Raw genomic sequence first — 21,512 nt, forward strand, 5'->3', positions numbered from 1 at the left:
ACTGTTTGAGCCGAACGGCGAGTTTGGAGCGGAGTCCCTTTCGTCCTTAGGAAAGTCGGACTTCCTTAGAACTTCTGCATCGTGACATCTAGCAGCAAACAGGATACCAGCGCTTTCTCATGGACCGGGAGGCCATGATGAACTAGTGTATTAAACAGCCATTCCTTTTAATACCCTCTTCGCATTCCGATACCATATCTTATCCAACTGCGCCTCCGACACCCCCTTTTGTTTCAAAGCTTCCCACAGCTTCTCCAATTCATCCGGATGTGCGATCTCCATTCTGGTCATGCCGTCGAATCCGTCAAAGTCTGTTCCTATTGCAGGGAATTCGCTTCCGCCTTCGTTTAGCATGTGTAGTATATGCGCAGTCATTTCTTCGATTTTTGATTCTTTTTTTGTTCCGAGGAACGGGCCATACAAGTTCAGGCCTGCGATTCCTCCGGTATTTGCAAGGTCCCCTATCATCTCATCGGTAAGATTGCGTGGATGTTCCGCAAGTTCGCGGCAGTTCGAATGTGTGGCCACTACAGGTCCTTTTGCCAGAAACAGAATATCCTTGAATGTTCCATCCGATGCATGAGATACATCCACGATCATTCCAAGTTCTCCCATTCTTGTAATAACTTCTTTTCCAAATGGCTTTAATCCCTGATACATGATAGTTTTGTCCCGGCTGTTCGGATATCCGATACAGTTTTCATAGTTCCACATCGGAGTCATCAACCGGATTCCATATTGGTAAAGTTCTTCCAGTCGTTCCATATGGCCGTTCAGGACTCCTCCTTCCTCTACCGTCATCATCGCCGATATTCTGCCCGCCAGGTTGTTCCGTTTTACATCATGCCACGAGTATGCAAGTGCCAAATCTTCACTATAACACTCCTGCTGCTTTCTCAGATAATCCATCATCTCATGTACATGTCTGTATGCAGCATCATATCCGCCTTTGTTCCTGTAATCTTTCACGTCTGTAAAACATGCAAATAGTTGTACTACTGTTCCTGCTTTTTGCATGGCGGGGATATCAATACTGCAGTCATTTTCCATCAGATCCCCGTTCTTACCTGGATCCGTTAATTTCCATAAGGTATCACAATGCATATCAATAATTCTCATATCTTTCGAATCTCCTTTATCTGTATGATTATTTATGCATGGTTCCTTTATGCAAACCATCTGTTGTCAGTATACAACATTTTCTATAGTTTTTTTCATCAAAATCGATAGATATTTCTAATAGATTGTTTTTTCTTATCATTAATGTCTATTACGCATACCGATTTTGTCACATTTTGTTGATTTTACGCCTTCTTTTGCTTGTTTCCAGACTTCCCGATTATTCTATGCTATACTGAATTTATTCTAAACTTTATTTTTATCGTCTATTAACATTATTATATTAGAAATTGTCCGTGTTTTTCCCTCACTATAAAACTATGATTTATTTGGCGGACTTTTTGCTTATGATGGTTAACATAGGTCTTATAATGATGTTGTTCCTGCACATTCTCGTGTGACACCAAAAAGCGCAGCCAGATATTCTTCTGACTGCGCTTTTTATATGTTTTAGGGCATATCTTATAAATACTTTGCTTTCTACAAAATATACCGCAATGTAAGGCTTATAGATTGCAGGAATGATTTTTCAGACAAGCCCTGACTTCCTTATATTCCTTTCTTACGCACTTCTTTCAAACTGTGAGTTGTAAAGTTCCGCATAGAATCCATTCTTGGCAAGCAGTTCTTCATGGTTACCCTGTTCTACGATATCTCCATCTTTCATAACAAGGATCACATCTGCATCCCGGATAGTAGAAAGTCTGTGTGCAATGACGAAGCTTGTTCTTCCCTTCATCAGACTGTCCATCGCCTTCTGGATCTGGATCTCTGTTCTTGTATCAACAGAACTTGTTGCCTCATCAAGGATCAGTATTTTAGGATCTGCAAGCATTGCTCTTGCAATTGTCAGAAGCTGCTTCTGTCCCTGGGAAACATTACTTGCTTCCTCATTCAGTTCCATCTGATAACCACCCGGAAGTGTCTGGATAAAGCGGTGTGCCTTTGCTGCTTTTGCTGCCTGGACCACTTCTTCGTGTGTGGCATCCAGACGCCCGTAACGGATATTATCTTCAATGCTTCCCTTAAAAAGCCATGTGTCCTGCAATACCATACCGAACATCTTACGAAGATCATCTCTGTTAAAGTCCCTGATATCGTGTCCATCCACTTTGATCGAACCGCTTCCTACATCGTAAAATCTCATCAGAAGCTTAATCATCGTTGTCTTTCCGGCTCCCGTCGGTCCTACGATTGCAACCTTCTGTCCTGGCTTTACATCCACACTAAAGTCATTAATGATCGTATGATCCGGATTATATCCAAAATGTACATGTTCAAAGCTTACGCTTCCTTCCAAATTATCAATGGATACCGGATTCTCTACCGTCTGGTCTTCCTCTGTTTCTTCCAGGAATTCAAATACACGTTCAGAAGCTGCCGCTGTAGACTGGAGCATATTGGCTACCTGTGCTACCTGCTGGATTGGCTGAGTAAAGCTTCTTACATACTGGATAAATGACTGGATGTCTCCAACCTCTATCACACCTTTCATAGCAAGGTATCCGCCGAGGATAACTTCTCCTACGTATCCCAGATTTCCTACAAACTGCATGATCGGCATCATCATTCCTGAGAGGAACTGTGACTTCCATGCAGAATTATACAGGATATCATTGTCCCGTTTGAATGTCTCGATGACATCTTCCTCTTTATTAAATGCTTTGATGATATTATGTCCGCCGTAGATTTCTTCTACCTGTCCATTGACATGTCCCAGATATTCCTGCTGGCTCATGAAGTATTTCTGCGAACGCTTTACGATCATGGAAATCAGACCCATGGATACTGGAAGGATCAGTAATGCCACCAGTGTCATAAGAGGGCTGATACTCAACATCATAACCAGTACTCCGATGATCGTTGTAACGGATGTAATGACCTGCGTCGCGCTCTGGTTCAGGCTCTGGCTTAGTGTATCTACGTCATTGGTAATACGTGATAACACTTCTCCGTGTGTCTGCTTATCAAAGTAATTCATCGGAAGCCGGTTGATCTTTTCTGAGATTTCTTTTCTCAGTCTGTATGTCAGCTTCTGTGAGACACCCGTCATAATATATCCCTGCATGAACGAAAATACAGCACTTGTAAGATACAGGCATAACAAAATAATCACGATGTGGACGATCTTGGTAAAATTAATTCCGGATCCACCCGATACTTTTCTGACCAGTCCATTAAAGATCTCCGTCGTTGCTTTTCCCAGGATCTTTGGTCCTGCAATGTTAAATATCGTACTTCCAATGGCAAATATGATAACAAAAAAGATTCCAATCTTATATGCGCTCAAATATGCCATCAGTTTTTTCATTGTGCCTTTAAAATCTTTTGCTTTTTCATTGGACATTTTGCCTCTTCGTCCCATACCTCTTGGCATATTATTCCACCTCCTTAAGATCTTCTTCTAATTCTTTTTCTGATAACTGTGACGACGCGATCTGATAATAAGCATCACAGTTCTTAAGCAGTTCTTTGTGTGTTCCTTTTCCTACGATCTGTCCGTCTTCCAGAACGATGATCTGATCCGCATGAAGGATCGTGCTGATTCTCTGTGCTACGATCATAACCGTGCTGTCTGCAGTCTTATCTTTTAACTGCGCACGAAGGGTTGCATCCGTCTTATAATCAAGCGCTGAAAAGCTGTCATCAAAGATGTATACATCCGGGTGTTTTGCAATTGCACGAGCGATAGAAAGTCTCTGCTTCTGACCTCCGGATACATTGGCTCCGCCCTGTGAGATCGGACTTTCGTACTTTTTCTTTTTCTGTTCGATGAACTCGGTTGCCTGCGCGATCGATGCAGCCTCTACCATCTCTTCGTGGCTTCCATCCGGATTGCCATACATAATATTCGAAGCGATATCACCGGAGAACAAGACTGCTTTCTGCGGCACATAGCCAAGCTTTTCTCTTAACTCATGCTGTGTAATATCTTTTATATCTTCTCCGTCAAGCGTAATCTTACCGCCTGTCACATCGTAAAATCTTGGGATCAGGTTCACCAGTGTTGATTTACCACAGCCAGTACTTCCGATAAATGCAGTTGTTTTTCCAGGTTCTGCTGTAAATGAAATATCATGCAATACATCTTCTTCCGCACCAGGATAACGGAAACATACATGATCGAATACAACCTTTCCTTTTCCTGCCTCTGGAATCTTCTTTGGCATCTGTGGATCATGGATCATCGTTTCACTTGTCAGTACTTCATCTACACGGCTTGCAGATACTGCCGCTCTTGGAAGCATGACGGATATCATACAGATCATTAAGAATGCCATGATAATCTGCATCGTATACTGGATAAATGCCATCATGTCTCCAACCTGCATTGCTCCATCATTGATGCTGTGTCCGCCTACCCATACGATCAGGACCGTAATACTGTTCATAACAAACATCATAAGCGGCATCATGAATGTCATCGCACGGTTAACGAATAAGTTCGTCTTGGTCAGTGCCTTATTTGCATCATCAAATCGTTCTTCTTCGTGTTTCTGTGTTCCAAATGCACGGATAACCGAAAGTCCGGTTAAGATCTCACGGCTGACCAGGTTCAGATTGTCCACCTGGGTCTGGATCAGTTTGAACTTCGGCATGACTACGAAGAATAAGAATGCTACAATCACCACGATCACTGCCACGGCAAGACCGATGATCCATGACATACTTACATTTGTATGGAATACTTTCCATATTCCCCCGATAGCCATGATCGGTGCATACAGAACCATTCTAAGAATCATTACGATCAGAAGCTGGATCTGCTGAATATCGTTCGTACTTCTTGTGATCAGTGACGCTGTTGAAAATTTGTCAAATTCCGCATTGGAAAATCCTACGACCTTACGGAATACATTTTCACGAAGGCCACGTCCGACACCGGCACCTACACGGGATGCCAGAAGACCTACCAGAATACTTGCTGCCATTCCAAGGAATGCTAATGCAAGCATTTTTCCTCCTGTATTCAGGATATAATTTGTTTCAATTTTATCTGTATCAACGCCTACATGGTCATAAGCATTTTTAATATATACGGAAGATGCCTGTTCAATGATCGAATCCTGCATTTTATTCAGCTGCTTGTTCATCTGTTTTACCAGCTGATCCCTACCTTCGGCACCCATGAAATCAAGCATCTCATAGATATCCATCTTATCAAAATCAGGGATTTCAGACATCTGTGCAGCTGCCTGTTTTGCTTCTACCTGCTTTTTCATCTGTGTGCGCAGCTGATTCTCTATCTTTTCCGTCATATCACTTCCGGAATCAAAACCTGATGCCAGAAGCATTGGTTTCGCCAGGATCTCTGAAAGTTCATCCAACTTCTTTTCATCTTCTTTTACCGAAGACTTTAACTCCATGACGGTTCCTCTGTAGTCATAATTTTTTTCTGACTTTGTGTATGCATTTTTTACAGTATCCTGCTGATCCGACTTCACCAGAAGTAACAGATGATTCAGATCTTTTTTCGATATTGTATCAGGCACTGTCTCGTCAATACCGCCCTGCTGGATACCTACATTTACAATATCCGATGTATAAGTCGGCAATGACAGATCGCAGTATGCCTGCACAACCAGTATACAGACAATCGCCACAACAGCACCTGCATACGGTTTTAGAAATTTCAATAATTTTCCCATATCTTTTTTCTGCCTTTCCTTTCTGTATTGTTATATGTTGTTATATGTTGAAATCCTTTCTGGATGACAATTAGAGTTCTTTATTTCCTGAAGGACGTGTCTTTTCCATGATGGTCTTCATATCCATGCCTTTGAAGTCTTTGGATTCTAACAGATTATTCTTCATCTCTGTCAGCAACCGCTTCATCAGAAGCATCTCTTCTCTTGAGATTCCCTGACGTATGACCTCCTCCATATCATATACAACCCTTCTGACTCCTTCGATACATTCTTCTCCTTTTGGAGCAAGCTTGATCTTGATCACTCTCTGGTCATTCTCATCATGCTTACGGACCACATACCCCAGTTCTTCCATCTTGCGGATTGCAACCGTCATCGACGGCGGTGTGATTCCAATCTTCTCTGCCAGCTGTTTCTGAGACAATTCTCCCCAGCAGTGAAGCGAAAAAAGAATTCCTGCCTGACTTGGCTTAATATCTAACTCTTCCATCCGTTTCATCGCCTGATACTTCATAAACTGCATCAGCTGAAATACCGAAAAAAATACGGATGTCTCCATCTCGCGTTCCATCCTTTCTTCCTCCTCCCGCTAATTAATTAGAAATCTAACGATTATATTAGTCATTATTACCAATAATGTCAACATTTTTATATTTATTTAATATTTATCCCCGTTATTTTTACAATTATTTAATTAGATTTCAAATTATATTTTCAGGTATAAAACAAGAGATACATCCGATCTTTTTCCAATCAGTTGTATCTCTTATTCTCTCTTAATATCTTATCATTCCGATAGCCAGGCGGATATTCGCAGTCCGCTCCGCTGTCTGATTTGATTAAAATATTCTTTTTTATAATATTCTGCTATTTAATGCGTCTCCATAAATTCAATAAATTCCTCTTCCGGCAGCGGCTTAGAATAATAATATCCCTGAATATAATCACAGTCATTTTCTTTCAAGAATGCTACCTGCTCTTCTGTCTCCGCACCTTCTGCCACAAGCTTCATACCCAGCTCATGCGCCATCTCGATGATAGACTTTAAGATGCTTCTGGACTTCGGATTCGTCTCAATCTGGCGGACCAGACTCATGTCGATCTTCAGAATATCAAAATTATAATCCTGAAGTACTCCGTATGATGAATAACCACTTCCAAAGTCATCCAACAATGTCATTGCACCTTTTGCCTGCAGTGCTTCCAGAATATTGTTACGGTTCTGTTTCATTGCTTCGAACGAAGTCTCCGTAATCTCGAATCTTGACTTGATGCCAAGCTTCTGATACTCTCCTACATTCTGATCGATCCAGCTCATCATCGTCTCGTCATAAAAATCCATCCATGACAGATTGATCGATACCGGTACGATCTTCTTTCCCTGGTTGTAACGTTCTTTTTCAAATGCAAATACTTTCTTTGTCACGTAAAAATCCAGTTCTGAGATATGACCGCTTTCTTCCAGTGCCGGGATGAATACTGCCGGTGATACAAAGCCTCTCTGTGGATGGATCCAACGGATCAGTGCTTCCGCAGATACAATTTTTTCTGTCTTTGCATCGATGACCGGCTGGTAATACACTTTGAACTGCTCCTGCGCAAGTCCGTTTTTCAGTTCTCCTGTCAGCTCTGCACGGTTGATGTAGTCTGACTTCATCGTGGTATCGTAGATATTATATGGTTTGACATACTCGTCTTTAATATATCTTTTCGCAATCTTTGCACGGTCAATCATTCCGTTGATGCTCATCGGCTTGTCTTCCACATAGAAAATACCGCATCCACATAAGATATTCATCATCTTTCCATCATGTGCAAAATTCCATTCACACAGTCCCGAAAGCACTTCCAGATCCAGATTCTCTTTACGGATCAGACAAGTGAACTGGTCTGCTTCCACCCTTGCCGTAATGCATGGCTTCAGTCTTGATTCTTTTAAGTGCTTGTGAATCATCCGGAGAACTTTATCTCCGTTATCAATGCCAAACAGTTCGTTTACCGCTTTAAAATTACGGACATTAAAGTAAAGCACTACATAATCCGTTCTGTCTTTGCAGTGTCTGAATATATTTTCAGCCTCATGAACAAATCCCTGCATATTATAGCCGCCGGTCAGCACATCCTTACTGGAAAGCTCTGTGATATCTTCTGTCACTGCCAGGATGATTCCCAGTTCTTTAAACAGATACATACAGTTAAATTCTTTCAGCCGTTTTTCACCGTCTTCGCTGATCTGATGGATTGTATAAGAATAACGTCCGTTCAAATCCAGCTCTTCACAGATATGATCCAGATCCATATATCTCGTCAAACGTTCCCTCTCCTGTGGCGGAACAGTCGCGCCGATGATATCATGCACATACACATCGTAATTAATCTTTGTGTTCAGATAACGGTACGCATTGAATTCTTCCGTTGATTCTATATTGATCAGTTTTCTTCTTGCATCAATCAGGGCAATCTTTTCAAAACTCTTCTGATATAAAAGCTGCGGGATCTTCTCCGCCAGATAGCTCTCTGTAATGTCCAGGAAATACATGACACCTTCGATCTCCTGTGTCACCGAATTTCTCGCCATCTCAATTGCCACACGGAACATACGGATCTTTTCGTCGTCATCCCCCTGCACAGCCGTCTCCAGAGAAACATTCGTCCTTCCATTTTCAAAACTCTGTAGCAGCGATTCCTGTGAAAACAATTCTTCTGCTTTGATCCGATCCTCCCAGCCAATTGCATACTGTGACAGACGTCTTACATAAGAGTTGAGCCTTTCTTTTTCACCGGCCATATCCATGCTCTTATCTTTTACCGCACATGACACGCAATATCCTTCTGATACATTCACCGTCACGGTTCCAAGAGAATCCGTGGTTTTACGCATAACTTCATCTAACTGCTTCAGATAATCATCATTAATATCCTTAACATACAGCATCACCACCTGATTATCCGGCTGGTACTCTTCACTGCATATCATGGTTACGGATACCCATTTGAATTCATTACCGACTTTTCTCCTGTAACGGATACTTTCCTGTTTGGATCCACCGGCAAATGCCTCTCTTAAGCGCTGCAGGCTGCAGAACTCCAGATAATCCTTTTCGTCATCTTGATAAATGTGTTCTTTTTCTATGAAACTGTATACTCTGTCATAGAATGATGTCTGTTCATTAAAATACTTTTCCTGATCTTCAACTCCATCTTTTAAGATCAGATAACTGTCCGTCGTCAGATTCACCTTTAAGATCAGGTAATAGAATGCAGACAGCATGCCGATCGCATCCTGGAAATTTCCCATAGATTTATCATGAAGTGCAATCGTATTATGTACTCTTCTTAAGACGACTGCCGCGTCAAATGGTCTTGCAAAGTAATCGCTGACTCCCAGTTCATAGGCTTTTCCAATTGTATCATCTGAGGAATCTGCTGATATGCAGATAACCGGTATCCGGTCAAGCCAGAGTCTTTCTTTCATGACACGGAGGACTTCATAGCCATTCATAACCGGCATGTTCATATCCAAAAGAAGAAGGGACAAGTCTTTATGGTTCTCAGTCATAATGCAAACTGCCTGCTGTCCGTCTTCGGCTTCTATAATATCGTATTCATCTTCCAGCATACTGATCAGAATCTCACGGTTCATCTCAGAATCATCTACAATTAATATCTTTTTCTTCTGTTCTACCATATCGTTTTACCCCCCCCCCGAACTTTTGTTCGTGATTTTATACTCATATTTTTATCACAATCTTTCCGAATCCAGTACGATAGTGAACGGCCCGTCATTTACCAGACTTACTTTCATATCTGCTCCAAATTTGCCCCGTTCTACGACAGGAACCTGTTCTTTGCATCTGTCTATGATATATTCGTACATCTCTTCTGCCATATCAGGTTTTCCTGCTTCTATGAAGCTTGGGCGGTTTCCTTTTTTACAATTTGCATACAATGTAAACTGTGAGATCAGCAGCAGTTCCCCTTCCACTGCCTCAAGCGACAAATTAGTCTTACCATTTTCATCCTCAAAAATACGAAGACCGATCATCTTTTTTATCATCTTATCTGCAATCTCTTTTGTATCCGTATCCGCAACTCCGATCAGAACCATAAAACCTTTTCCGATCTGACCGATCACTTCCCCGTCTACTTTTACACTGCTGTTCGTAACTCTCTGGATCACAAAACGCATCTTTTATCCTCCTGCTGCATCTTCTTACTACTTTTCTACCATTGCCTTCTTATCCGGGAGCTGTGCCAGTATAATCGCCGCAAACATCAGCACACATCCTGCTGATTCCCTGAGCGAAAGCCGCTCTCCCAGAACGATCCAGCCTGCAAGTACAGAAAAACACGACTCCAGACTTAAAATCAGGGATGCAACCGCCGGATTCACATTCTTCTGACCAAGTATCTGTAATGTATAAGCTACTCCGCAGGATAGCACACCTGCATATAAAAGTGGCATCCATGCAGCTGTCATAGCCGCAGCCTTTGGTGTCTCTATTGTAAACATAAAAGGAAGTGATAATATTCCACAGACAAAAAATTGAATACATGACATCTTCACACCATCCACTTTTGGTGAAAAATGATCAATGACCAGAATATGCACTGCAAATATCAACGCACAAAGAAATATCAGAATATCTCCTTTTCCTATCGAAAAAGACTCTGTAATACATAAAAAATAAAGTCCGGCAAGTGCCAGTACTACCGCAAGCCATATCTTCCATCCGATCTTCTTATGAAGAAAAATTCCAAGTACCGGAACGATCACGATATAAAATGCTGTGATAAATCCTGCCTTTCCTGCCGTCGTGTACTTCAGTCCTATCTGCTGAAGGCTGCTCGCCGCGAACAATAATACTCCGCACGCAAGACCTCCGATTAACAGAACTTTTCCAGATTCTTCTTTCTTGCTTTCTCCATTCAGCTTATGCAAAAGCCAGATACACGGCAAAAGTGCTATGCCCCCGATCAGGCTTCTCACACCATTGAATGTGAAAGGCTCCAGATAATCCATTCCCACACTTTGTGCTACAAATGCCGTTCCCCATATAAATGCTGTCAGGAACAACATTACACCATTTTTTACCCTCATTCTTCTCTCCATACATTATATATGTACGCGTGTTAAAACTACGCTCATATAATCTATTTGTATAATTAACATTCTAACATACATTAATTCATTATACGACACTTTTTAGCAATTTACAAAGAAAATGATGTAACTTCTGCATTTTTATGCACTAAACTTATATTTTTCCAAAAGAAATACGAGATACAATACAACTTTCTGTGGCATATCATACACCACATCTTTCATTTTAGTTTTCATTTTCAGCATTCAAATCTAACTTGACTTTTGTGTAAATTCACGGGATACTTATAAAAGAGAATGACCAACGGCTTTCTGTTTTTTCGGCCGCTTTGCCGCTTAAAAAGCAATCGCCTGTGGATCTACGACAGATTAAGGAGGTTTTTTCATGTTAACAGAACGCTTATTAAAGCTTCCAGGATTCCTTTATCAGGTTGGAAGCACTTATTATTACTTTGGAAAATGGATCTGCAAAGAATGTACAGATCAGGATGCCACAGACTGCGTTACCATGTATCAGATGTGCCGCACAGGAGGCGAGGAACCGGAAACGAATACGTATTTCCAGAAACTGCGTGCTTTCAGCGATTTCGCACTGGAGGTGCCTTATAATCCTGGGAAAATTGAAGCGGATATGAATGCGGTTCTTGGAAGTCTTTCAGATGATCAGATTGCGAAATTAGCTGCGCAGGTGGATGCGTTGGAGGAAGACGTGCGGAAATATTGCGGGTAGTTGAAGGGCGTAACCGAGAGTGCTTACCCCGGAAGTTTTTTGAAAAAACATCTGGGGTAAGCACTCTCGGTTACGCCACCATTGTTTCATACATTACGCCAGCCAGTCACGACTTGATAAGCCCTGAAACTAAGGAACTGAACGTATATGGAACGAGGTGTAGCAGTTCTTGGTGAGTCAGAAACCCCGTTAAAGGAGCGAAGAGAACTGTCTGAGCAACGCGAGTTTGAACGGAGCTCCTTTCGTCCTTAGGGGATTCTGACTCGCCTAGAACTTCTGCCGAGTGGAATCTTAGTGAAGAGCCTTAGTTTCAGGGCTTATCAAGGACCGGGAATCCAACCCAAATTAATGTATGAAATACTTTATAACTCTACTTTCCCTGTTGTTTCTTCGTTGATTACATAATATGCTGCTGCATCTTCTGGTTTGATGTAGATGTTCAGTGTCTTGATATCTGCAACGCTCTTACCTGTCGCATTTACCCATGCATCCTGAACTTTTTTTGTAATTTCTTCTGTGCTGACTTCTTTCCCCATGTACTGAAGGTAGATGCTTGTCTTTGCTTCTTTCTTTTCGTCAGCTGCCTCTTTTAATACACCAGCTCTTGTTTCGATTGCCTTTGTTGTATCTTTTGCAGTTGCAATTGCTACCGGTCTGTTGTTTCTTCTATTTTTCTTCATGTGTTAACCTCCTCAATTTATAATAAATCGTTACTTCTTCTATTATAAAGCATTTACGAAAAATGTCAAAATATTGTCATTCTATAATCTATTTTATATCCTCTTTTTGACATATAATGCTTTATACATCCCTCTTCTTACGCTTCTTCATCTCCGCGTCCATACTGATTGATCGTCAGATCTTTTACAACCTCACCTGCAAGGATCAGTCCTGCTACCGATGGTACGAATGCAATACTTCCCGGGATGTCTCTTCTCTCGGTACATTTTCTTGCTGTTCCCGGCGGGCAGACACAGTGTTTTCTGCAGCTGATGCTCATATCTTCCAATGGGCGTACCGTTTTTTCTTCTGAATATACTACCTTCAGTTTCTTTACGCCACGGGCTTTTAATTCTCTTCGCATTACTTTTGCAAGCGGGCACATCTTTGTCTTGTAGATATCTGCTACCTGGAACGCAGATGCGTCCAGTTTATTTCCCGCTCCCATACAGCTAATTACCGGTACATTTGCCTCTTTGGCACGCATGATGATCTCGATTTTTGCAGTAACTGTATCCACGGCATCTACAACATAAGAGTATTCTTCAAATGCAAATTCATGTGCATTTTCCGGAAGGTAGAAGCATTTTCTTACTTCTACTTCTGCATCTGGGTTGATCTCCAGAATTCTTTCTTTCATGACATCTACTTTGTATTTTCCAACTGTTTTTCTTGTTGCGATAATCTGACGGTTTATATTGGTCAGACATACTTTATCGTCATCCACTAATACAAATGAACCTACACCGCTTCTTGCCAGTGCCTCTACTACATATCCGCCGACACCACCGATTCCAAAGACTGCAACTTTTGCATTTGCCAGTCTGTCCATATTGTCAGCTCCGAGAAGAAGCTGTGTTCTGGAAAACTGATTTAACATATTCTTTCCTCCGATTATTCTTATTCTTTCACCATCTATATTCTTCCTGCGATTTTACAGAGCAATTCCTATTATAATAGTAGGGTATATAGCACGTCAACTGATTTCTTACCAGCTTCCTATTCTTGCTTCGCATTCTTTTTATTTTTCTTCTTCCGGTCATGTATTCTTCCGATTACGGTCTCTTTCGATGCACAGATCTTATCCGCCAGGCAGACAAGCCACGCTTCTTTGCACATTGGCGGGACAATATTCAGCGGAAACATATGACGCAAAATGATATTCTCTTCCCGTCTGGTAAGTTCAAAATCTCTCTTCGCATTCTGAAGTGCACGCCCTGCATGTATGAAACCATGAAACCGGTGTCCTCCATCTTTTTCATGCCAGTCATACAGAAAATAGTCGTGAAGCAATGCTCCTCTGATCAGTTCTCTTCGATTTACATCCCATGAGAACTTCTCAGCAAGTTCCACACTTGTATATGCCACACTGATACAGTGCTTGTATACGGATATGTCACTGTGCTGCATATATTTCTGCGTATGCTTCATTCTTCCCTGCTCGTCCAGTTCTTTCAGCACTTCTTTAATTTCATTCATGATCTGCTCTTTATACATTTTCTTCAAATGCCTGTCTGATGCTGTCATAATGTAAGAAGACACCCTCTTCTGCATACCCTTTGATTTCTTCAAGATCCGCAATCTTGAAGCCCGACACTTCTTCTTCCTGTGTCTTTACATCGGATTCATCAAAATCCAGAATGAATTTATAAATGTCTACAAAATAATTATTCTTCTCTTCCAGATTCACCCTCTTATAAGAAAATGCATATCCACCTTCTGCACCTGTCACATCAATACCAGTCTCTTCTTTGATCTCACGGATCACTGCATCTTTGGAATCTTCTCCTGCACGTACTCCACCGCCTGGTACTTCCCACCATCCGGCAGCCCATTCTTTATCCAGTCTTCTTCTGGTGATCAGGTATTTTCCATCCGGACGCATAAGTACTCCAAGCACTGTCAGATGGAATTCACCCGGCTGCATGTTCCAGTCGTTGTGTTTCATTGTGCGTCCGGTTCTTTTTTTATTTTCATCGTAAATATCCCATAATTCCATAGTTTTCTTCTCCTTATTTGTCATAATATATTCTGGATCGCTTCTAAAATAATACGTTCTGCAATCTGTATACTGCCAAATGTGATATTTCGATTACAGAAACACTTTTTTTCAAACACTCTCTTATCTACAGGACCTGCCACTGGCAGCTCCTTCCGAATGCATGGCGATAAGAAAAAGCGGGAACCTCCTTTTTTCTTCTGAGTCCCCCGCTTTTTTCGTGTCCTTTCAGACTCTTCTTACATAAACAGGCTCCGAAAGACCACGCATATACTTTTTAATATTTTCCGCTTATGATCATTTTTTCAAAATCTTTTTTGATATAATCACAGGTCGGTTTTGTCCACTGTGTTCCTTCCAGACCGCTTTCTGCCTTAATCAGTTGTAAGGAAAATAATAACGCATCCAAAACTTCTTTGTGTTCGAGATTCTGAAGATTTCCTGCCACATAATCTTTGGCTTCTCTTGGCTGGATTCCCGCTTTTTTACTTAGCATCCTGCAAAATTGTTCGAAGCTTACTTTTCCATCTCCATACTCCCAGGAATGTTCTTCATATTTTTTGTATTTTTTCACGTATTCCTGAATGATATCTATGCACTCTTCATCCAGTGTATAGCCATATTTTACAGCTATCTTTTCCAGTTCTTTCCACCAGGATACATCTACTGCACTATAATCCATATTGATCCGAAAGCATCCTCCTGTCTTCTGGATCTCCTCCCGGAAATTGCGTTCCCAGGTCGGGCACACCAGCATCTTTACGCCATTCATAATTCCGCCCTGTATCTTCTTCTCCTGCATTTTTCTTACGCCTCCTTGCGATAAAACAATCCCCCAATAGTCAGATTATACCATTAATCGCCAATCATTGCAAAGTCAGGTAACGGTAGCGGATCTTTATCCTGATCTTTGTACTGCATTTTCTGCTTTCTTCCAGAAGTTTCTTTAAAAATGTTTCCAGTGTACGAAGCTCATATGTTTCCAGTTCTATATCACCATAGACAACTTTTTCAAAAAGCTCACATACTCTTTTATATTCTCCTTCACCGATCTCTCCTGACAAGGTTCTAAGGCGCTGTTCCACAACATTGTCCCACTCTGCGTTTTTCAGATATTGGGTCTGTGTCCCGTGGCTTTCATTGTCCGCTTCCCCGATCACGAAAAAACCATATTCATCGCAGAGCTGGTAAAAATACGGAGCATTTGCATAATGGCTGCTGCGCACTGCATTAAAGTTATGCTGTTTCATCATGATCAGATCTTTCTCTGCCTGTCCGATATTGATAACCGAACCCGTCACCGGATCGCTGTCATGACGGTTTACGCCCTTGAACTTGATCTTTTCACCATTGATGTAAATGATGCTTCCCTCTTTTGTAATCTCACGGATACCGATCCGGTCTACAATCGTCTCTGTATCAGAGAACAAGATAAGCTGATACAGGTATGGCTGTTCCGGATTCCAGAGAGTGGGAGCTTCATATCTTTTGCTACATTTCCTTCTCCTGTAAAATTTGCGCAGATTTCTATCTTCGCTTCTGTTCCGTTTATTGTCGTCGTTGTAAAATAGTCATATATTGTATTTTCCGGACGTTTTAAGATATATACATCTCTGAAAATACCGGTCATGCGGAATTTATCCTGATCTTCCAGATAGGTTCCGTCACACCATTTTAAGACTAATACTGCCAGACGGTTCTTTCCATCTTTCATATATTCTGTCACGTTAAACTCTGCGGTCGCATGGGATACCTGGCTGTAACCTACGTACCTGCCATTCATCCATACATAGAAGCAGGAATCTACCCCCTCAAAGTTCAGGTATGCTTTTGGTGCTTTTTCATCTTTTTCATAATCAAATTCGTGAATATATGCTCCACAAGGATTCTCCTGTGGTACATATGGTGGATCTAACGGGATCGGATAGCGTACATTGGTATACTGGTGGCTGTCATAGCCATAATTCTGCCAAATGCCCGAACCGGAATCTCATCATAGTTTTCTGTCAGTGCTTCTTCCTGATAGAATTCTTCCTGCAGATCATAGATACTTTTATAGAAGTTAAATTTCCAGTTACCATTTAACAGTTGGAAGCGGTCAGAAGTTTCTCTGTCATGAACAAGTGGTCCCATTGACTTTGATGCCGGGATATAATATGCGCGGTATGGCATGGTGTGTTCATGCAATACCTGAAGGTTTTCATAATAATTAGGTACGATCATTTGCGTGCCCTCCTCTGGATAATTAAATATTCGTTATTACTTTTTCTTTATCCTTATTATATAGTGAATGCCATTCAATTCATATAAACGGAATGTTGGAATATATGCATAAAATAACAGAATACACAAAACCTTCCACCTAATCTATTCAAAAAATATGAATTTCTATTTAATTAAAACCAGCTACTTGACTTTCCCGAAAGACAAGTAGATAATTTGTTAAAACATTTAATATGAAACTTAGGAGGATATGAATATGTACACTGCTTCAAAAGACAGATATACAGCAATGGATTATAACCGTTGTGGAAAGAGTGGCCTATTACTGCCAAAGGTATCACTCGGACTATGGCACAATTTTGGGGATACCACCGTTTTCGAAAATATGAAACAGCTTTGTTTTACTGCTTTCGATAATGGCATCACTCATTTTGATCTGGCAAATAATTATGGACCTGAACCTGGAAGTGCCGAGAAGAATTTCGGACGTATTCTGAAAGAAGATCTGGGAACTTACCGCGACGAACTGATTATTTCTACCAAGGCCGGATATGATATGTGGGAAGGTCCTTATGGAAACTTGGGAAGCAGGAAATATCTTCTTGCGAGTCTGGATCAGAGCCTGAAGCGGATGGGACTGGATTATGTAGATATCTTTTATCATCATAGAATGGATCCTGATACTCCATTAGAAGAAACCATGGGTGCACTGGCAAGTGCGGTACAAAGTGGTAAATCTCTCTATGTCGGACTTTCCAATTATGATGGCAATACATTACAAGCGGCAGCAGACATTCTCAAGGAACTTCATTGCCCGTTTATCATCAACCAGAACCGCTACTCGATCTTTGACAGAACAGTTGAAAAAAACGGGCTGAAAGATATGACAGGGAAGTTGCAGAAAGGCCTGATTACCTACAGCCCTCTTGCACAGGGGCAACTTACCGACCGCTATCTGAATGGAATTCCTGAAGACAGCCGTATCCGTACAGACGGAAGATTTCTCAAAGAGAGCGCTCTTAATAGCCACAGGATGGATCAAATCCATAAGTTAAATAACCTTGCAGCACAACGTGGCGAAAAACTTGCAGACATGGCTCTTGGCTGGCTTCTGCAGCATCAGGAAGTTACAAGTGTCCTGATCGGAGCCTCCAAACCACAGCAGATTCTTGATAACGTAAAAGCAGCCTCCTGTGCACCATTTACTGAAGAAGAATTGAAATTGATTGATGAAATTTCCCTGAAGTAAGCAATCAGCCAAAAACAAAAGGCCAGAAATACCTAATAATATCAGTATTTCTGGCTTTTTAAATGCACTTTATGAACAAGGAATGCAAAAATTGCTTACCATGTATCCTTTTGCTCATCCGTCACCTGCATCGTATCCGCATTTACCAGATAGAAATTTACCAGCTCATTTTCATAACCGCCGTCTGGATACACTTTTTCTAATACAAGTTCTTCACACGGATTTCCTTCTGCATCTTTCTTTCCCCCATTATCATACAGACAATAACGGACGGTTACCATATTTCCATCTTTTTCTTCCTGCATTTCACTGACAACTGCATAGACTTCACCTTTTGCACTCGCTGTGTAACTGAATGCCATATTCTGCAGCGTATTCTGTCTCTGCAGATAATTATAAACTGCTAACATCTCATTTTGAATCGTCAATCCATCTCCCTGGTATTCTGATGTATCATCTTTAGCATTTTCTTCATTCTGAGTGTCTGATTCATTTTCCGGATTATCAGTATTTGTATCCGGTGCTTTCTCTTCATCATCTTTTTCATCCATTGTATCTGAAAACGGCCACATACGATTCAGGTTTTGCATGACAAATGGATTATCCGCTCTATATGTACTCACTCTTCCGTAATCATTCTTTACTTTTATATATACATATTTGCCATCTTTCTCCGTTATTGTTTCTGTCCAATTCGTCTCATGTATCACATTCTGCCCAAGGGTTCCTATAATCATAAGTAACAATGCCGCAACAACTCCATAAAACAACAGCAAGAGCGCTTTTATTTTGCCTGGATGTTTCACCAACTCCTGACAGTTACGTCTATATATACTTATAATTGCGCAAACAATAACAATCACAAGCCCTACTGTACTAGCCACAACCGATATTTCTGTAAAATGTAATCTTACTTCATATCCGTTATCGCGGTTAATACCATACCACAATCCATAAAAAGCTGTACTGTATGCGAGAATCATTGTAATGATACAGGTTCTCATCGGATGCTCTTTCCTATCCGGCACAGCCTTTTTCATTCCTTCTGCCATCTGCTCTATATCTCTTTGTTTTATCCACATATCTAACTTATCTTCCGACGGATATGTCCCTTTTGCGTCTGGAATTGCCAAATAACGCATACGGTTCTCTTTCACTCCTGTTATGTCTTCTTCCGACACTGATACAATTATTTTCAGATAATAATATAGTTTCAGCTGCATTGTGCTGCATTTTTTTATACGTATTTCTTCCAGTTCCTTCCCTGCCCGTTCATACTTTCCCATCTGAACATCCATCCGTGCCATAACAAAAAACGTATGATTCGCTGCTGCCGGATAACTGCGGTATTGTTTTTCATATAGCTGCCGGGCATATGCATGCCGTTCTTTCGGCGATAGCTTATAGGATCTTTTTCTATTCTGTGCTATCTCAGCAAGCCGTAATCCACAACTCAGTTCTATAATCGCAAGCCCCTGGCAGATAAATCCGCCACTAGTCCATACATCTGTTGTACACTCCACATACACCAGCAATATAAGAACAAATATTTCCAGTAACACAAACACCCATTTTGTTTTATTTGCTTGTTTTATAAGATCACCTCCTGAATTGATATCATTTTAGCATTGCCTTTTAAAAATTCAAATATTTTTCAAAATATATTCAAAAAACTGCAGCAGTTATTAACATATCTAACTCCATTACAAACAGTATTTCAGAAAATTATTTGATGCTAACTTGATATACATTTTAACATGACTTACATATCGCTTGATGATACAATAGTTATATAATTATTGGTCGGATACTTAAACTAACTAGTTTTATTTGAATTTGGAAAGGAGATCTTTATGAATGGAAAAACACTTGCACTTATCCTGTCTGTCATATCTATAACATCAATTTCTTCGTGTGGTAAAAAAGAAGCACTATACGAGATACCTGATTTATCTCAATACAAGACAGATTACGTAGGAAATTCCTCAAATGTTATCAATATCGTAAGCAGACAGGATTATCCAGAAGGATACACCTATGACAGCATAGAGATACAGTCTGAAACAGAGCCTTATGGATTAACTGTTTTTCTAAAATCTAACCCGTCGGCTTCTACGCTTGAAGATGAATTACAGGTTAATGCAGATATAACTTTTGATTTGATTGGTAATCTTGGAACACTTGATTATAGAACAGCTGATAGTAAAGAAATTATTGCATCGTATGAACGGTAATTGGATTATTAAGCATTTCCAGTTTAACTGGGGATACCTTTAGGATTATATTTTATTGTCACCCCAAAAGGAAAAAGCCAGAAACCTTGAAGCTCAAGGTTTCTAGCCTTTCAATCAAGCGGGTATGAGAGAATCGACCTCCCGCCAAAGGTTTTGGAGACCCAGTTCATCAGTTCCCGTATTTTTCCTTTCAACGACGCCTTATCTTAACGTAGTCCTCTGACAAGCGCTTGAAACTCTTGTTCTGTATCAACAAAATGATACGGTGCATACTCACCATATGCTGTTGGCCTGCTAATCGTTACAAGCTGTACTCCCTTATATCCAACAGCTTTGTTCAATTCTCTCTTCAATTCTACAAGATGCCTTCCATGATTTGTTTTTAAAGCATAACAACCATGTGAATCACGATCTTTCGCTATCAAATAACACATTATTCAGCACCTCCTTAAATTCATGCTCATTCCGTATGAATCCACTTTCATATTTATCACGCATTATCTTGCCTATTTCTATTGGATAATTCTTCTTATATAAATAATCATGAAGCCAATTATTTAATTGTCTGTCAAACAATGTATTAAACTGAATTTCTATCGGATAGTGTCTTCCACTTTTCTGATAATATACATGAACTCCTCTGTATCCATCATCCACTGTTTTTCCTTTTGTCATATCAGCAATTCGAAACTGAGGAGATTTCTCTTCCAATATTTGCTTATAGCCATCACAAAACGCTCTGAAACCCAAAATATCATTAAATACTTTTCGCGTCTGATGATCCGGATAATAACGCTCGTATTTCATCAATATAGAGTCTAAACTCTTTATTCTGTAGTCTAATGCAATTTCAGAAAGTAGTTCCTGTTCGTCCAGCCATTCTGTCATTGTCATTAATTCCTCAATTAAAGACTCCTTATCAAAATAATGTAAATTTTTCTTTAATGGGATTCCCAGATGTGATTCAAACGATAACATATCTAAAATTTTCACAGATAAACCATTCATTTTTAGCAACTGCTCATTCATAAACACACCTTCTACTCATCTGGATTCTTCATTTATGTTACTACAGATATATTGAATTATCAAGACTGTATAAGTGCCAGAACTTTTTTGAAGATTTAGATATTGGAAAAACGACAATGGAAAAAATGTTGTAGAAGTAGGTGAATATTTATTCCAAGAAAACAAAAAAAGACCAGAAACCTTAAAACTCAAGATTTCTAGCCTTCCAATCAAGCAGGGGATGAGAGAATCGAACTCCCGCCAAAGGTTTTGGAGACCCCTATCATACCACTTGACCAATCCCCTATTTTTGTTTTTGTACCCCGTTGCTTGGTACTCATTATTTATACCATATTCCTTATGTGTCTGTCAACAGAATTTTTCATTTTTTTCAATTTTTTTGTATTTTTTCAAATTTTATCTACAAAACACTTCTTTTCGATAGCTTTTTCCCATTTTTTGTATCTTTTCTTTTTC

General features: G+C 40.4%; 18 protein-coding genes, 1 tRNA gene and 1 pseudogene. 3 read left to right on the forward strand and 17 right to left on the reverse strand.

Annotation, left to right across the window (positions count from 1 at the left end; all coding sequences use genetic code 11):
- Positions 1–150: 150 nt before the first annotated feature.
- From ACWJAF_RS04115 to ACWJAF_RS04145, 7 genes are all read right to left on the reverse strand, one after another.
- A complete protein-coding gene (locus ACWJAF_RS04115; protein WP_448862402.1) occupies positions 151–1,119 on the reverse strand; it encodes a dipeptidase in 969 nt (322 codons plus the stop codon).
- A 562-nt stretch (positions 1,120–1,681) separates the two neighbouring features.
- Positions 1,682–3,496 carry an ABC transporter ATP-binding protein gene (locus tag ACWJAF_RS04120; RefSeq protein ID WP_448862404.1) on the reverse strand — a complete coding sequence of 605 codons (1,815 nt, stop codon included), beginning with the start codon at positions 3,494–3,496 and terminating at the stop codon, positions 1,682–1,684.
- 1 nt (position 3,497) lies between these two features.
- Complete coding sequence (locus tag ACWJAF_RS04125; RefSeq protein ID WP_448862406.1) at positions 3,498–5,768, reverse strand: ABC transporter ATP-binding protein; 2,271 nt, start codon at positions 5,766–5,768, stop codon at positions 3,498–3,500.
- A 70-nt stretch (positions 5,769–5,838) separates the two neighbouring features.
- Positions 5,839–6,339, reverse strand: a complete 501-nt coding sequence (locus ACWJAF_RS04130) for a MarR family winged helix-turn-helix transcriptional regulator (protein ID WP_296031257.1) — start codon at positions 6,337–6,339, stop codon at positions 5,839–5,841.
- Between the two features lie 300 nt (positions 6,340–6,639).
- A complete protein-coding gene (locus ACWJAF_RS04135) occupies positions 6,640–9,456 on the reverse strand; it encodes a two-component system response regulator (RefSeq protein ID WP_448862408.1) in 2,817 nt (938 codons plus the stop codon).
- A 54-nt stretch (positions 9,457–9,510) separates the two neighbouring features.
- Complete coding sequence (gene dtd / locus ACWJAF_RS04140) at positions 9,511–9,957, reverse strand: D-aminoacyl-tRNA deacylase (RefSeq protein WP_296031252.1); 447 nt, start codon at positions 9,955–9,957, stop codon at positions 9,511–9,513.
- A 27-nt stretch (positions 9,958–9,984) separates the two neighbouring features.
- The gene (locus ACWJAF_RS04145) at positions 9,985–10,869 is read right to left on the reverse strand and encodes a DMT family transporter (RefSeq protein ID WP_448862410.1); all 885 of its coding nucleotides are present in this window, start codon (positions 10,867–10,869) and stop codon (positions 9,985–9,987) included.
- Positions 10,870–11,257: 388 nt separating this feature from the next.
- Between ACWJAF_RS04145 and ACWJAF_RS04150 the strand changes: the two genes are divergently transcribed.
- On the forward strand, positions 11,258–11,602 hold the full coding sequence (locus ACWJAF_RS04150) for a hypothetical protein (RefSeq protein WP_448862412.1): 345 nt from the start codon (positions 11,258–11,260) through the stop codon (positions 11,600–11,602).
- A gap of 362 nt (positions 11,603–11,964) precedes the next feature.
- Here the strand turns inward: ACWJAF_RS04150 and ACWJAF_RS04155 are convergent, their stop codons facing one another.
- The 6 genes and pseudogenes from ACWJAF_RS04155 to ACWJAF_RS04180 form a co-directional block, all read right to left on the reverse strand.
- On the reverse strand, positions 11,965–12,282 hold the full coding sequence (locus ACWJAF_RS04155) for a DUF6465 family protein (protein WP_448862414.1): 318 nt from the start codon (positions 12,280–12,282) through the stop codon (positions 11,965–11,967).
- 137 nt (positions 12,283–12,419) lie between these two features.
- Positions 12,420–13,202, reverse strand: a complete 783-nt coding sequence (locus ACWJAF_RS04160; protein ID WP_296031243.1) for a tRNA threonylcarbamoyladenosine dehydratase — start codon at positions 13,200–13,202, stop codon at positions 12,420–12,422.
- 119 nt (positions 13,203–13,321) lie between these two features.
- Positions 13,322–13,849, reverse strand: a complete 528-nt coding sequence (locus ACWJAF_RS04165; protein WP_448862417.1) for an HD domain-containing protein — start codon at positions 13,847–13,849, stop codon at positions 13,322–13,324.
- Positions 13,812–14,321 (reverse strand): NUDIX hydrolase, encoded by a 510-nt coding sequence (locus ACWJAF_RS04170; RefSeq protein ID WP_296031239.1) that lies wholly within the window; start codon positions 14,319–14,321, stop codon positions 13,812–13,814. Before ACWJAF_RS04170 ends, ACWJAF_RS04165 begins: the two co-directional genes overlap by 38 nt.
- A 277-nt stretch (positions 14,322–14,598) precedes the next feature.
- Positions 14,599–15,123, reverse strand: a complete 525-nt coding sequence (locus ACWJAF_RS04175; RefSeq protein WP_296031236.1) for a hypothetical protein — start codon at positions 15,121–15,123, stop codon at positions 14,599–14,601.
- A 304-nt stretch (positions 15,124–15,427) separates the two neighbouring features.
- Positions 15,428–16,544: pseudogene (locus ACWJAF_RS04180) on the reverse strand (sugar-binding domain-containing protein); the annotation flags it as partial.
- Positions 16,545–16,800: 256 nt separating this feature from the next.
- Here ACWJAF_RS04180 and ACWJAF_RS04185 point away from each other — a divergent pair.
- Complete coding sequence (locus ACWJAF_RS04185) at positions 16,801–17,793, forward strand: aldo/keto reductase (protein WP_448862419.1); 993 nt, start codon at positions 16,801–16,803, stop codon at positions 17,791–17,793.
- A gap of 95 nt (positions 17,794–17,888) precedes the next feature.
- Here ACWJAF_RS04185 and ACWJAF_RS04190 read toward each other — a convergent pair whose 3' ends face one another.
- The gene (locus ACWJAF_RS04190) at positions 17,889–19,355 is read right to left on the reverse strand and encodes a hypothetical protein (protein ID WP_448862421.1); all 1,467 of its coding nucleotides are present in this window, start codon (positions 19,353–19,355) and stop codon (positions 17,889–17,891) included.
- Positions 19,356–19,646: 291 nt separating this feature from the next.
- Between ACWJAF_RS04190 and ACWJAF_RS04195 the strand changes: the two genes are divergently transcribed.
- Entirely contained in the window at positions 19,647–20,027 is a 381-nt protein-coding gene (locus ACWJAF_RS04195; protein WP_448862423.1) for a DUF4825 domain-containing protein, read from the forward strand.
- A gap of 206 nt (positions 20,028–20,233) precedes the next feature.
- Here ACWJAF_RS04195 and ACWJAF_RS04200 read toward each other — a convergent pair whose 3' ends face one another.
- The 3 genes from ACWJAF_RS04200 to ACWJAF_RS04210 form a co-directional block, all read right to left on the reverse strand.
- A complete protein-coding gene (locus tag ACWJAF_RS04200) occupies positions 20,234–20,461 on the reverse strand; it encodes a DUF6718 family protein (RefSeq protein WP_296031224.1) in 228 nt (75 codons plus the stop codon).
- A complete protein-coding gene (locus ACWJAF_RS04205; protein ID WP_448862425.1) occupies positions 20,433–21,056 on the reverse strand; it encodes a hypothetical protein in 624 nt (207 codons plus the stop codon). The genes ACWJAF_RS04200 and ACWJAF_RS04205 overlap by 29 nt, the downstream gene beginning before the upstream one ends.
- A gap of 214 nt (positions 21,057–21,270) precedes the next feature.
- Positions 21,271–21,341 (reverse strand) — tRNA-Trp (locus ACWJAF_RS04210).
- Between the last annotated feature and the right edge of the window lie 171 nt (positions 21,342–21,512).

It is taken from the genome of Dorea sp. (genome assembly GCF_977044405.1).